This window comes from Holophaga foetida DSM 6591 (assembly GCF_000242615.2).
Lineage (GTDB): Bacteria > Acidobacteriota > Holophagae > Holophagales > Holophagaceae > Holophaga > Holophaga foetida.
The window spans coordinates 2,740,014-2,753,649 of the sequence record NZ_KI912268.1 but is presented as its reverse complement, the minus strand read 5'-3'; the positions used below and the strand labels follow the sequence as shown (position 1 = coordinate 2,753,649).

Sequence of the window (13,636 nt, the reverse complement as noted above, 5' to 3'; positions counted from 1 at the left end):
AGTGCGGCGCCTTCGCCGAGTGGATACCTTGATCGGAGATTACCCGCGATGATCCAGCCTCTGAAGCCCCTCATCATCTTTGAGATGGCCAACAACCATATGGGAAGCCTTGATCACGGTCTCCGGACCCTGGCCAGCTTCGCGGATTGCGTAGCGCCTTTCCGCCAGCACTTCGACTTCGCCTTCAAGCTCCAGTATCGGCACCTGGACACCTTCATCCATCCCAGCTTCCAGGGACGGGCTGACATCAAGTTCGTGAAGCGCTTTGAGGAGACCCGCCTCAGCGAAGATGACTTCCTCCGCCTCCGGAACGCCCTGCGGGAGCATGGTTTCCTGGCGGTGTGCACGCCCTTCGATGAGCGCTCCGTTGACCTTATTGAGGCCCACGGATTCGACTTCCTCAAGATCGCCAGCTGCTCCCTGGGGGACTGGCCCCTGATGGAACGTATGGGCATCTCCAAGCTGCCGATCATCGCTTCCACCGCCGGATCGGACCTTGACCTGCTGGACCGCGTCGTCAGCTTTTTCGAACACCGGAATCGCAACCTGAGCATCCTCCATTGCGTTGCCGAGTACCCGACACCCGCACCCCGCCTGCAACTCCACCAGATCGACCTTCTGCGCTCCCGCTATCCCAGCCACCCCATCGGATTCTCCACCCACGAGGCCCCGGATAACACTCTCCCGATCCAGATAGCCCTGGCAAAGGGCGTCTCCGTACTGGAAAAGCATGTAGGCCTCCCCACTCCCCAATGGCCCCTGAATGCCTATTCGGCAGGCCCTGAACAGATCACCCGCTGGCTCAGGGCCGCCGAGGAAGCACTGGAAGCGCTGGGCTCCCCAGAAAACCGCTATGAACCCTCCACGGAGGAGTTGAAGAGCCTGCAGGCCCTGCGGCGTGGAGTATTCCTCAATCGTCCACTGAAGGAAGGGGAACGCCTGGAACTATCCTCCTCCCTCCTCGCCATCCCCACGACAGACGGACAGATCACCGCGAATGACCTCTCCAAGTACACCGAGTTCATCGCGCTGGAACCCATCCCCGAGCATGCGCCAGCCCTTCGGGAGAAGTTCCACAGAATCGACAACCGGGAGCGGGTCTATCAGATCGTCCAACGCGTCCGCAGCTTCTTCCAGGAGAGTCACACGGTGGTTTCGGCCCACGCCGAGGTGGAGATCAGCCACCATTACGGGCTGGATCGCTTCGAGGAAACGGGCGCCACCATCGTCAACATTGTCAACCGCGCCTACTGCAAGAAGCTGATCGCAATGCTCCCAGGCCAGTGCCATCCAGAGCAGTATCACCAGCAGAAGGAGGAGACCTTCCATGTGCTCCATGGCTCCCTCCACGTGCGCCTGGACGGCGCCGATCGCATCCTGGGGGCTGGCGAGGTCCTTACCGTAGAACGTGGCGTGAAGCATGCGTTCTGGACCGAGGAGGGGGCCATCATCGAGGAGATCAGTTCCACCCATTTCAGGGATGATTCTTTCTACACGGATCCCACGATCACCCGGAACCCCAACCGCAAAACCCAGTTGACCTACTTCTTCGGATGATCTCGTGAAGCTTTCTGATTATGTCTGGGACCGCATCGCTGACGAAGGTGTAGAGGATGTCTTCATGCTGCCCGGGGGCGGCTGCATGCATCTGGTGGATTCCCTGGGCAGCCATCCCAGGCTCCGCTACATCTGCAACCTCCACGAACAGGGCACGGCCGTTGCCGTGGATGCCTACGCCCAGGTCCGGGGATTCGGAGCCGGGCTTGTGACCACCGGGCCGGGAGGCACAAATGCCATCACCGGCGTGGCCGCAGCATTCCAGGACTCAACGCCATGCATCTTCATCTCGGGCCAGGTGAAACGGGCCGACTTGAAGAAAAATACCGGCCTGCGGCAGATGGGCTTCCAGGAGATCGATATCGTCTCCATCGTCTCCTCCATCACCAAGTACGCCGTGACCGTCGAGAACCCAGAGGACATCCGCTACCACCTGGATCAGGCCATCCACCGGGCCCGTAATGGCCGTCCGGGCCCGGTATGGATCGACATCCCACTGGATGTCCAGGCCGCGGAAGTCGATCCTGACACCCTGCGTCCATGGGAACCGGAGGCCGTCCCAGACACCGATCCTGCAGAAGCGGCCCATCAAACCTTAAACCTGCTATCCAGGGCCGAGCGCCCGGCGATCCTGGTGGGCAATGGCGTCAGGCTCTCGGGAGCAGTCGAGGACTTCCTCACCTTTGCCGGAGAGGCGCGGATCCCAATACTCACCACCTGGAAGGCCGCCGACTTCATGCCGGAGGAGCACCCGCTTTTTGCGGGAAGGCCCGGGGGTTCAGGCCAGCGCGCTGCAAACTTCACCCAGCAGAACAGCGATGTACTGCTGGTGCTCGGGGCGAGGCTGGACCTCGGGCAGACGGCCTATATGCATGAACTATTTGCGAGGGGCGCCAAAAAGATCGTGGTGGACATTGATGAAGCGGAACTGCGGAAGCTGAAGATGCCCCTGGAGATGGCCTTGTGTATGGATGCGGGTCCCTTCATCCGATCCCTTCGGAAACTGCTTCCAGACCACCCCATGCCGCCGCGCACCCAGTGGCTCCAGCAGGTGAGAACCTGGAAGGAGCGATACCCAGTCCTGAAGCCCGAATACTGGGCGCCCACCGATCATGTGGATGCCTATGTCCTGATTGAAGTCCTTTCAGAGTGCCTCCATGAAGGCGATCTCCTGGTCCCCGGCTCCTCCGGCCAGGCCAGTGAACTGACCTGCCAGGCGCTTCGGGTGCCAAACGGCCTGCGCATGCTGAACAGCCAGGGCCTCGGCCCCATGGGCTTCGGCATTCCGGCTGCACTGGGCGCCTGCGTGGCTTCAGGCGGGAAACGCACGGTCTGCATCGATGGCGACGGTGGCTTCCAGATGAACATCCAGGAACTGGAAGTCATCCACAGGCTGGGCCTGCCCATCACATTCTTCGTCCTCGACAACCAGGGCTATGGATCCATCCGGTCAAGCCAGAGAGCCCATTTCAATGGCCGACTGGTGGCCAGTGATGCCGGTTCGGGCCTGACGCTCCCCAACACCCTGGAGGTCGCCAAGGCCTACGGGATGAGGACGGCGCGCCTGGAAACGCACAAGGGCATCCGGGAGAGGGTCCAAGCCATCCTCGCAGAATCCGGGCCCTGCGTGTGCGAAGTGAGGCTCGACCCGGACCAGCCTACCCTGCCCCGGGTCACCAGCTACCAGAAGGCGGACGGCAGCATGGGCTCGCGACCCATGGAGGATATGTTCCCGCTGCTGGATAGGGAAGAGTTACGGGCGAACCTCTTCAACCCCGAGGTGAAAGCGTAGTGGGGTGCGGCACCAAACCTGCCCTCATTCCGCACACCAGGGAATACAGCCGCATAGCCGGGCCATGTCCCGGAGCAGGGGTGTTCCTCCGATGAAGGCCCCGCAGTGCTGGAACATCGCCCCCATCAGGCCCAGATTCAGGACTCCAGCCAGATTCAAAGCACGGCCTTCAAGGGGGTCGCAGAGACCAGCCAGAAGTTGCTGGCTGCCCTTCCCCCCAATGCCGACAAAGGTCCACCCATCCTTTTGCGCCTGGGCAAAGGCAGCCTGAAAGGAGGGATCCTCGGCAATCGCGGGGTGATCCAGCAGAATCCCCATCGTCGTTGCGGGTTCCCAGCCGAACTGCATCAGGAACGCTCGGGTCTGCTCCCGGGCGGATTCCGAAGGCCAGAGAGCAGGTTCGGCATGCGGCAGGTCCAGGGCCTTACGAAGACCTTCGACGCCATCACCTTGAGGAAGGAGACAGGTGTATGCCTCGTTCAGGGCCTTGACCAGCTCCGGACTCTGATCTCGCTCCGGCAGGCAAAAGGCAAGGGCACCTGGGGGCTGAAGGGTGGCGCAGAGATCATCGCCCACAACGCCCCGCTCGGAGTCCAGGTTCACGAGCAGATCGAGGGGCTGTTCCTTCAAGGGTGCTGTAAGGAGTTCCCTGTAGCTCTCGTCCGCAAGGTAGCTCTGTGCCTCCACGGGAATAACGCCAAAGCCCTCCAGCAGGGCGGCAGTCTCAGGTCGGCATAAGACCACAATCCGATCCGCCCCCTTCTGGGCCCTGAGTGCGGCCAGCAAGCCCGCCCCGGCCAGGAGTTCCTGGAGCCCCCCCAGGGCCAGGACGGCCGTGAGACGAGCGCCTCGGGCCACCAGGGGCAGGTCGGCCAGGCAAAGGGAGCCGGGAGCAAGAGTTGGTGAAGGCTGGCGCTGCCCCTGGAAATACTGGAAGCCAAAGCCGGTGGCGGCGATGCGGAGGGGGGAGAACCCGGCGCGCTGCAAGAAGGGCGTGGCCTCCTGCCATTCGGCCTCAGTGTGCGCATGCTGGCGCAAACAGGGCAGGATCGTGTTGTGGTGGTTGCGGCCCACCACGCGGACAAAGGCATCCTTGATCTCTTCGTCTTCCAGAAGCAGGTCAGCGACCCAGCACCAGACGCGGAGGTCATTCATCAAGCGGGCGTACAGGTCCGTCGCGGCAAGTGAATCCGCGTGCAGATCACTCATTCGGTTCCGGACGAGAGCCTCTGGAAGATAGTGAAGAGCGGTCGGTTGCCGGATGAATTCCATCATGCCCCAGAGGTGCACGTACCCCGATCTGACGGCGGTCTGGATGCTTGGGCGGTGGGAAAGAAACCGGTCCCGCTGGAAGATGGTCACGCTGATGAAAGCGAAGACCCCCGCATTGCGCGCGCAGGCGTTGAAGTAGGCGATCCTGTCTTCGCGGCCCTCCAGGTGCCAGACCCGTGGCGGATCCGCATCCAGGAACCAGGGCAGGGTGATCATGGGATTCAAGTCGTTGTCGCACGCCTCGGCTAGGCCGAGGCAGACATCGGCACCGCCATCGATTTCACCCAACACCTTGCCGACGCTCTGGGGCAGGAGAACATCATCATCGCCGAACACCCAGACATACTCGCCCTGGGCCTCTTCCACACACCTCAGATAGTTGAGGTCAAACCCGAGATTCTGCTCATTGCGGAAGGCACGGAGCTCAGGCCATGCCGCCTTGAAGCGGGCGATAAGCTCAGGGGTGTCATCGGTGGAGGCGTTATCCGAAACAAGCACTTCCACCGTTCCCATCGGGTGGGCAGAGGCCTCCCGGATGGCACTTTCAAGGGCCTGTGCCAGGAAGCGCGATCGGTTACAGGTGGGAATACAGAGGGAGATTCTCGGGCGTGAATGCATAGCCAGCTCTTTTAATGGGGAAGGGGATCGGGTGTGCCAGCATCCCTGGGAGCGGCAGCATAGTCAAGCAGTCCCGCGTGGAACGCGAGCGTTCGGCGGACAGCCTCCTCCAGGCTGATCCACACCTCCAGCCCCAGTTCGGTCCTGGCCTTCACGACTGAGGGGACGTACCGCTCCGGGGGCCTGCCGGAAGTGGGGGTTCCAAGAATGTGGACCTCCGGCCTTAGTGGAGCGCAGGCCGAGACCATGCGGGCGAGCTGACCGATGCTCAGTGCATCCTCGGAGCCGACGTTGTAGATCGAGCCGGGCTCCCCCTTCAGAAGGATCGTCCAGAGCCACACACAGAGATCCGCGGCATGGAGGAAAGCCCTCGCCGCCGTGCCATCCCCCTGGACGACGAGGGGGCCGCCACCCAGGGCATCCCGGATGAAATTCCCTATGGCGTAGTGAAGGTCCAGGGGGAGCCTCGGCCCCACAAAGCTGAAGCATCTCGCAATGGTTGCTGTGATCCCATGGGTTTCCCCCACAGTGCTGAAGAGGAACTCGGCAGCCCGCTTGCCCTCCGCCAGAGCCCTCTGCGCATACCCAGGAACGGGCCCCCCGGCGTAATCCTCCGGGATGCACTCCAGGTTTGCGGGCTGGGCTCCGTAGACCACGCCCGAACTCGTGAAAAGCATGCGCCGCACCCCACACTGGACGGCGAAATCGAGAACCCTCCGCGTGCCGAGGGCCAAGGTATCGTACTTGGCCAACGGAGCCTCACCACAGAAGGTTTCCCGGGCATTGGTGGTCGCGGCATGGATGAGGAGATCGAAGGTGCCCTCGGGAAAGGCAAAGGTCTTGACGTCCCCCGCCCACAACGCAATGGCCGGATCCTTCGCCAGATGAGGGTACCTCTCACGGAAGCTCTCGGGATCCCGCGTCAACACCAGGGCCGAAGCCCCGAGCGAGAGGTGGCGGTTCAAAAAGAGCAGACTCTCCAGGATCCAGCTCCCGAAGAATCCGGTTCCCCCGGTGACGAAAAGCCGCTTGCCCCGGAGCTCCTGCCAAGCCCCCATGCCATGGGACAGGATATGGCGGAGGTCGGCCTCCGGAAGTTCGGGTTCGGTCGCGGTCATGGGAAACCATGCTTTCGAAAAGTGAAAATCCTGGTGCCTTGGTCGGGCCCGTTCACAGGGGGCCACCAATGTGGCGGTAGCGTTCACAGAAGCCCTGTTCCCCGGCGAACTGAAGCATCTCCCCCCCCTCACCGCAATGATCACAGCTTTCGTAGAAAGCCCGCTGGTCCACCGTTTGAATGCGTTCCCGAAGTTCCCGGGCTGAACGGGCCTCATCGATCCTGACCCAGTCCAGGGAATGGTCCGCAAGATGGTGGGAGCCCAGGCCCGCCGTGGTCGAGCAGGGATAGTAGACCCCGTTCTGGATGGTCTTGCAGCTGTGCCGGGATTGGCATCCAGACTTCATGGCGGCCTTCACGCTGTCTTCGAGATCCAGTTTCCGGAGCGAGGCAGGGGTGGCCCACAAGGGCTGACCGACCGTAATGTGCAGCCCCGCACGGGTGGCCCGCTCGATATTTCTCGCAAACAGGGCCCGCTGCTGTTCAGACAGGGCCGCCGTATAGTCGGAGAAGATGAGTCGGCACCGGTCGTTTCTCAGCTTCTCCAGGTGCTCATCCTTGATGTCGCATATCCCATTGGTGGTGACCCCGATCACCCCGAAGTTGGGTTTCGCCATGACCAGGTCCAGGATGGCACTCAGCTCGGGGTGGAGAAAGGGCTCCCCGCCGATGATGGATACGTACCCAATCCCATCCACAGCTTCGAAGATCCGGTCAATATCGGTCTTGAGCCGTTCCATGGGGAAATTGATGCGTTCTTCCTGGCCATAGTGGTTGATGTACTGCCCGCAGTGCTGGCAATGAAGGGTGCACTTTTGATTGACGACAAATGTCGCAACCGAGAAGACCAACTCGTCGCTGAATTCGTTCGGGCAGGTCGCCTGGCCGTGTTTCCGCAACAGGCTCGGGAGCCGTTCACAGGCGCACCAATTACAGATGGTGGTTTTCATGCAGATGCTGGGATCGAATCCGGTTTCTCCCGTCATCCGGCACATCAAGGCCTCGAACAGCGCCATTCCAGACAGGTAGTGGCCATACCCGGCGGCCAGGAACTCCTGAGCCCCGGCACTGCCGGACAGGCTCCCGTTGGGAATGCAATTGATGATCAGACTCGTGGCCCGGTCCAACTCCGTAGAGAAGGGGAGGGCGACTGCGACACCGTTCACGGCCCCCAGCGCATCGGCCCGAAGATCCCAGTAGCAGAGCCGCTCGGGTGGTATCCCCAGCCCGATCAGCCCCGCCCCGAAAGCCTCACCGAAGCGCCCCGCCCCTCGCAGGACGATCCTTTCGAATCCCTCCAGGAAGGCGAGCAGTTCCCGGGTATGCCCCCCGTCACCCCGCCGGGCCTGTTCCAGAAGTTCGTGAATATCAGTCATGGGTGCTCACCTGGTTATGGCATTGGGTCGAAGGAGTCAGCGCCCTGCGTTTCCATCAGGCACACGACCCGGTTGTCCAGGCCCATGGCGCGGACAGCGCGCTGAATGCTTCCCATGGAATTCTCGCCGCAGATCACGATGTCACCCCGAAAGGACCGCAGACTCTCCGGCTCTTTGACGGTCAACCCCATGATCTTCTCGCCCTGACGCTGGGGGTTGCTGTCCACCAGGTGTCGGATTGAACAGTGCTTCAGAGGGGTGTGCGTGAGCATCCGGTAGACGAAGACCGATACCCCCCAGAGGGCGATTTCCCGATCCCCCAGGCTCTGGATGTTGGCCAGGACCTGGCCTCCCTTTCCGCTCGGGTGCAGCAGGCAATCCTCTACGAAGGAGGCGTCGGCCGCCGAATGACAGATCTTCCGTTCAAGTGTGGATTTCTCGAACAGGGCCCGCATGCAGGGGTAGATATCCGGGGTCGACTCGCACCGGACAAGGCTGAATTCGCGCATCAGGTTCATCAGCGAAACAAGGCTGAAATGATTGATGTGCTCGAACTCGAAGAAGAAGCCAGGGAAAGGGGCACATTGGCGATAGCGTGAGAGATCCGGAAGTTCGATATAGATTCGCCCCTCCGGCTTGAGCCATTTCACCACATTGCGGATGGCCTGCAAGGGGGATTCCAGGTGCTCCAGGACATGCCTCAGAATGATCAGGTCGAACCGGCCTTCAAGCTCTGGTAACTCTTCTGTTGCCAGACCATGACGTCCAGGCACCCCCTGGGAAGCCAGGTATCTTATCGCAGCCCGATCGGGATCAATGGCAAACAGGTCCTTGAAGCCCCGCTCCTTCAGTGCCAGGAGCGTGATGCCAAAAGAGCAGCCGATGTCTGCAATGGCATGCTTCTCTGGCTCCAAGCCAGCCTGCTCGAGAAACCGGAGTGTCATGTCATTGAAGGCTGCTTGATCCGGCATGACTTCGTATTGAAGCGACTCGGACCCCGTGTAGGTTTCGTAATAGCTTTCCCGATCATCCTGATGCTGCACATCGTGGAAAACCGCCCCGCAATCCGAACAGGCCATGATCGCGAAGGAATTCTGCAAGCGCAGACTTTCCGGAACCATCAGCTCCAATCGCCGGAGAAGGGTCGAAGCCCCGCCACCGCACACGGGGCAGGGGCGTATCACAGGAATGACCTTCCCGGTGTGGGCGGAGGGCAGATCCGAGGGGACGGGGGTCGTTGGCATGAGCAGCTTCCTTCAATCAAATGAGTACGGCCCTGAATGATCCGGGTCCCCTTTCAGGGCTCTGGCAGTCGGTAGCGGGAATCGAAGCCCTGTTCGGCGGCTTTCCCCGTCAGGAGAGGAGATCCGAAGGCCTCGCAATGACCGCAGGCCCCGTAGTGGGTCCGTTCAATGAGCTCCCGGATGCCCGCGCGGATTTGTTCTGGGGTCTTCCCGGGGTCCAGGCTCAGATAATCCGAAGGGTAATCGGCAATGCGCAGATCGTGAATGGACATCGCAAAGGCGCATGGGAACACCTTGCCGTTGAATACGTACAGGAACCGCACCCCGCAGGCGTGTTTCTTTGCTGCCATCGTCTCGACCGAATCCCCCTTGCGTTCGAGGGTCGAAGACATATTCCAGGTGGGAAGTGCATTCTGACATTTCGCATTCACCCCCTCGGCCAGGGCCACCTCGAGATTCCGTTGGAAGAGCGCGCGTTTATCCTCATCCAGAACCTCAAGATAATTCGAGAATGCCAGTCGGATCCGCTCGTCCTTCAGGCTCGCGAGTTGGCTAGGATCGATGGGAACCGTGCCATTGGTGTTGACGATGACTGCACCAAAATTGTCATGGGCGAGGACCCGCTCCACCACCTGCCCGATGTCTTTCCTCAGGAAGGGTTCACCCCCGAAGATGTTCACGACCCCGAAGGAATGGACCGCACCCATCACCACATCGATGTCCTGCAGCATCTGCCCCAGCGGCACGTTCTGCTTCCATTCGCTACGATAGCTATTGATGTAGATAAAGCAGTGTTTGCACTTGAGGTTGCACACATTGTTCACGATAAAGTGCACGCGATCGAAGGAGAGGAGTTCCTCCTGGTCGATGTGGTGCCTCCGTGCCGCACCAGCGCGAACGATGTTGTCCAGCCGTTCACAGGAACATACGCTGCAGATGTCCAACTGATTGCAGATCCCCGTGAGCGCTGGGCCTTCCGAAGAGAGGGGACAGAGGAGGCCCTGTAGCAGATCATTCCCGTGGACCACATGATTCCAGCCGTTTTCCGCAAGCTGGCGGAAGACATTGGGCCCCATGGCCACATTGCCGATGCAGAAGATGATGAGGGTGGCGTCCTTGTCCAGGTCACCGGAAAAGGGCACCACCACCTCGAGGCCGTTGCGCGTCCTGATCCGATCCGCCTGGGTGTCCCAGTACCCGGCAACCGGAACGCCGAGATCCAGGAGCTTGCGGCCTATCGCAGTCCCGAGGTTGCCCGCCCCCCAAAGGATGATGGAGCTGAAGCGCCTGGTGTAGTCCACGAACACCTGCGGATCCAGACGATCACCTCGACGGGCCCTGTTCAGGAAATCCTGGATGTCATCGGGGTAATCCATGACCTATCCCTTATTTGAGAAACTGAGACATTGATCCTTGCCCCGCGGGATCGCGTCCGACAAGGGCACGCTCCCAGGGGGCGGCGGGTAGGAGACCGTCCGCCGCTCCAACTGGGCAAGCCCCCTCAATTGCTCCAGTAAGGTCTTCCGGCCAGAGTCCTCTAGTCCCCAATACGGAAGCATTTCCTTGTATGCAGATTGCTCCGAGATCTCGGGATGAATCGCAGCGGCAAGGTGGAAATAGCGGCGCCCCCCACGCTCATCGCCAGCCAGGAGACTCCTCAGACAGTACCTGAGGCAGAGACTTCCGAGCTTTTCGATGGCCGGCTGGAGCCGCTCGCTGGCCGTCTGCATGTGCTCATAGTTGTCAGCTATATCGGCCAACTGGTGCAGCAGCACGTACTCCCCGATGCACTGCAGGAGGTTCCCCTCCATCTTGGAGCTCTCGCTGTTCCCGTGGACCCGATTGAGCAGCAGGGGTTCCTTGATGTAGACCATGGGGTAATCGCAACAAATGTGAAAATCCATGATCCTGTCCCCGAACCACCGGTCGTTCAGGTTGCCAGCCATCCGCTTCCCTTCAGCCTTTTCGATCTTGTAAAGGATCTGGGAGATGCTGGGATTTACGGAAGACATCATGTATACCGCTGCTTTGGACGATCCCGGGATCAGACAGGACTGGTCGTAGAAGGGCGCTTCATGGGAGACACGGCCCTCTTCATCCAGGATCGTCCGATGAACCATCGCGAAAGCTGCATCCGAATGAGTTTCAAGCGCACCCAGACAGCGTTCGACAAACTCCGGCAGGATCGCATCATCGGAACAGAGCTTCAGAAGGTACTTCCCGCGCATGTTCAAGGTGCAGTTGTACAGGTTTGCATTCGGACCAAAATTCATCCGATTTCGCGTCAAGCTCATCTTGCCTGGGTACTTTTCCGCGAATTCCAGCGCAATTTCCCAGGATTCATCTGTCGAGGCATTGTCAGAGAAGCAAACTTCAATATTCGAATAAGTCTGTGTAAAAATACTTCCAAGACACTGACGAAGATAACGACCATAATTATAGTTATAAACACATATACTTACAAGAGGCTTCCGAGACCTTGCGTGCTCTGGCTGAACACGAATCGGATTATGCTGTGGAATGAATGCGTTAACACGCTTGAGCCTGAAGATGTAGGTATGTTCAATAAATTTATCCACCAAAAAGGATTCAAGCACCTCGGCAGCGTAATCGGCATCAAACTCAGCCGTTGCCGTGAGTTCCACACAGTACTCACCCTTGCATAACTGAAGCCCTTTCCGGCGATTGGCAGCGGAGCCCATGCTTACCCTATTTCGACTCACCGTGAACTGCCCTGGGTACTTTGCGGCATATTCATTGGCGATGGCCCAGCCTCCATCCACCGAAGCGTCATCGCAGAAGACGACTTCCCACGGAGAGATCCGGCTCTGCTGGACTATGGAATCGAGACACTGGGACAGCTCTGAAGCTTCATAATTGTGCACCAGGATGCTGATCAGCGGCTTCGCCTCGTCCAGGGAAAAGCGTGTGGTATCCGACTGCTGAGGCAAATCATTATCGTGGGCCATAGATTCACTCCGCATCTTAATCACCGGAATACAGGGATATTAAACATCGTAATAATATTTTCCCAAAAAACATTACCCTGCGCGAATCGCCTTGCAAGTCCAAAGGATTCCTCGGCGCGGGCTTGGTTTCCAAGCTCCCGGTAGCATTCACCTGAATAATAGTGGGCTAAAGGGTGATCATGCTTGGCTTTTATAACATTATTAAACCCATTCAATGCCGTATCGAACCGCCCAAGCCTCATGTTGGCATTAAAGACAAAATTAAGCTCTATATTCATCATATAGCTCATATCTTGAATATACTGAGCCGTGAAGTCCTCCGTTTCAATGACGGCCTTCTTGTAATTCCCGAAGAGGGGATCTTCCTTGAAGTAGTGGCGTTCCTCGCAGATTTCATACATCTCACTGCCCGGAAGCGGGGTGGCCACGTTGATCCGGAACCAATCCGCATGGATGGTCTTCAGGAATTCGCGGGCTTCCTCGATATCCGCCGGGGTCTCGCCCGGCAGGCCGATGAGGATATTGCAGTCGGTATAGATCCCCAGCTCCCGGCAGTCGGCAGCCACCCGCTGAACGATGCCCAGATTGAGGGGTTTGTGCATGACTTCCCTGAGCACCCGCTCGCTTCCGGACTCCACCGCAAGAATCACCTGGGTCACGCCCACCCTTGCGAGCAGCTCCAGGAATTTCCGATCAAGGGCGTAAACCGCAAGCGCATTGGGGAAGAAAAGAGCCAGGCCCATTCCGAAGAGCCTTTCCACCATTTCATAGGCCCGCCTCGGATCAGCCATGAAATGATCATCGAGGATGATCATGGTTTCCGCCCCGAATTCGGATTGGAGCCTCGCAGCATCTTCGATAACGCGGGATACGCTGTGATACCGCATCTCCCGCCCATGGGTCCGATGGGCAGCACAGAAGATGCACCGAAAGGGACAGCCGCGCGAGGTCATCATGGGTATTCCCCTTCGCCCCGCGTCCCCCGCCGTGTAGTAGTGCATGGTCGGATTGAGGTCGTACCCTTCCAGATCCAGCAGGGAATAATCCAGGAAAGGGATTTCGTCCAGATCCCAGATGAAATCGTGATGGCAGGCCTCAGGACTACCCGCATTCTCCCGGGTGACCCAGGATGCGTTCCCCCTCAGGCTGGACCTTGGATCGCCCGACTGCACCAGAGCCAGAAAAGCCTTCTCCCCCTCCCCGAAACAGATGGCATCGATGGCCTCGGAATCACGGAATATGTCCTGGTGCACAGCCGTCGGCAGATTGCCCCCTCCCAGCACGAGGGCGTCCGGGAAGGCCTGTCGGCTACACGCAGCGAGGTCCAGGAAGTTCTGGTACGAAGGCGCAAACTGGGCAGAGATGGCCACGATTTCCGGATTGAAAGCCTGCACATCCCTCCCCTGGAGCACCTGGGAGAAGCACTCCTGGAATGAATCGGCCCTGAAGTTCTTCTCGCGATTCAGGTACACATTGAAATCGATCAGCCGGGTTTCCACCTCAGCATGCTTCTTGACGTAGGCGCTCAAGGAGATCACCCCGAGCGGAATATCCGTGATCACAGAGCCCAGGACACGCCCATCGGCCTGCTGTACATGCTTCACGTTTGAAGGTGGATGCAGGAACTCCTGGAACGTGATGTTCGGGGGGACCAGAAACAGGATTCGCCGCACAGGCCCAGTCAACGACAT

The 13,636-nt window shown here is 59.5% G+C and carries 9 protein-coding genes; 2 read left to right on the top strand and 7 right to left on the bottom strand.

Translation table 11 applies throughout. The features are described 5' to 3' along the window. The first annotated feature begins 48 nt into the window (after positions 1-48). Both HOLFODRAFT_RS0212330 and HOLFODRAFT_RS0212325 read left to right on the top strand, forming a co-directional pair. Positions 49-1,557, top strand: a complete 1,509-nt coding sequence (locus HOLFODRAFT_RS0212330) for an N-acetylneuraminate synthase family protein (RefSeq protein ID WP_005035834.1) — start codon at positions 49-51, stop codon at positions 1,555-1,557. 4 nt (positions 1,558-1,561) lie between these two features. Then, positions 1,562-3,349, top strand: coding sequence for a thiamine pyrophosphate-binding protein (locus HOLFODRAFT_RS0212325; protein ID WP_005035833.1), 1,788 nt, complete (start codon positions 1,562-1,564; stop codon positions 3,347-3,349). 24 nt (positions 3,350-3,373) lie between these two features. On the opposite strand, the gene HOLFODRAFT_RS23210 is transcribed toward HOLFODRAFT_RS0212325, so the two are convergent. The 7 genes from HOLFODRAFT_RS23210 to HOLFODRAFT_RS0212290 are packed head-to-tail and all read right to left on the bottom strand — an operon-like array spanning position 3,374 to position 13,636. Beyond that, complete coding sequence (locus HOLFODRAFT_RS23210; RefSeq protein WP_005035831.1) at positions 3,374-5,239, bottom strand: glycosyltransferase family 2 protein; 1,866 nt, start codon at positions 5,237-5,239, stop codon at positions 3,374-3,376. An 11-nt stretch (positions 5,240-5,250) separates the two neighbouring features. Further along, positions 5,251-6,357, bottom strand: coding sequence for an NAD-dependent epimerase/dehydratase family protein (locus HOLFODRAFT_RS0212315; protein ID WP_005035830.1), 1,107 nt, complete (start codon positions 6,355-6,357; stop codon positions 5,251-5,253). Between the two features lie 52 nt (positions 6,358-6,409). Further along, entirely contained in the window at positions 6,410-7,732 is a 1,323-nt protein-coding gene (locus HOLFODRAFT_RS0212310) for a radical SAM protein (RefSeq protein ID WP_005035829.1), read from the bottom strand. Between the two features lie 14 nt (positions 7,733-7,746). Next, positions 7,747-8,976 (bottom strand): class I SAM-dependent methyltransferase, encoded by a 1,230-nt coding sequence (locus tag HOLFODRAFT_RS0212305; protein ID WP_005035828.1) that lies wholly within the window; start codon positions 8,974-8,976, stop codon positions 7,747-7,749. 53 nt (positions 8,977-9,029) lie between these two features. Further along, positions 9,030-10,352, bottom strand: coding sequence for a radical SAM protein (locus tag HOLFODRAFT_RS0212300; protein ID WP_005035827.1), 1,323 nt, complete (start codon positions 10,350-10,352; stop codon positions 9,030-9,032). Between the two features lie 3 nt (positions 10,353-10,355). Continuing rightward, positions 10,356-11,945 (bottom strand): glycosyltransferase family 2 protein, encoded by a 1,590-nt coding sequence (locus HOLFODRAFT_RS0212295; RefSeq protein ID WP_005035826.1) that lies wholly within the window; start codon positions 11,943-11,945, stop codon positions 10,356-10,358. Positions 11,946-11,965: 20 nt separating this feature from the next. Beyond that, positions 11,966-13,636: a B12-binding domain-containing radical SAM protein gene (locus HOLFODRAFT_RS0212290; RefSeq protein ID WP_005035824.1), complete on the bottom strand. Its 1,671-nt coding sequence runs from the start codon at positions 13,634-13,636 to the stop codon at positions 11,966-11,968.

Excerpts from the sequence above, each read along its gene's own strand:
- HOLFODRAFT_RS0212330 (WP_005035834.1), top strand. The coding sequence starts at position 49 with ATGATCCAGCCTCTGAAGCCCCTCATCATCTTTGAGATGGCCAACAAC.
- HOLFODRAFT_RS23210 (WP_005035831.1), bottom strand. The coding sequence starts at position 5,239 with ATGCATTCACGCCCGAGAATCTCCCTCTGTATTCCCACCTGTAACCGA.
- HOLFODRAFT_RS0212315 (WP_005035830.1), bottom strand. The coding sequence starts at position 6,357 with ATGACCGCGACCGAACCCGAACTTCCGGAGGCCGACCTCCGCCATATC.
- HOLFODRAFT_RS0212310 (WP_005035829.1), bottom strand. The coding sequence starts at position 7,732 with ATGACTGATATTCACGAACTTCTGGAACAGGCCCGGCGGGGTGACGGG.
- HOLFODRAFT_RS0212305 (WP_005035828.1), bottom strand. The coding sequence starts at position 8,976 with ATGCCAACGACCCCCGTCCCCTCGGATCTGCCCTCCGCCCACACCGGG.
- HOLFODRAFT_RS0212300 (WP_005035827.1), bottom strand. The coding sequence starts at position 10,352 with ATGGATTACCCCGATGACATCCAGGATTTCCTGAACAGGGCCCGTCGA.
- HOLFODRAFT_RS0212295 (WP_005035826.1), bottom strand. The coding sequence starts at position 11,945 with ATGGCCCACGATAATGATTTGCCTCAGCAGTCGGATACCACACGCTTT.
- HOLFODRAFT_RS0212290 (WP_005035824.1), bottom strand. The coding sequence starts at position 13,636 with ATGTCGTTGACTGGGCCTGTGCGGCGAATCCTGTTTCTGGTCCCCCCG.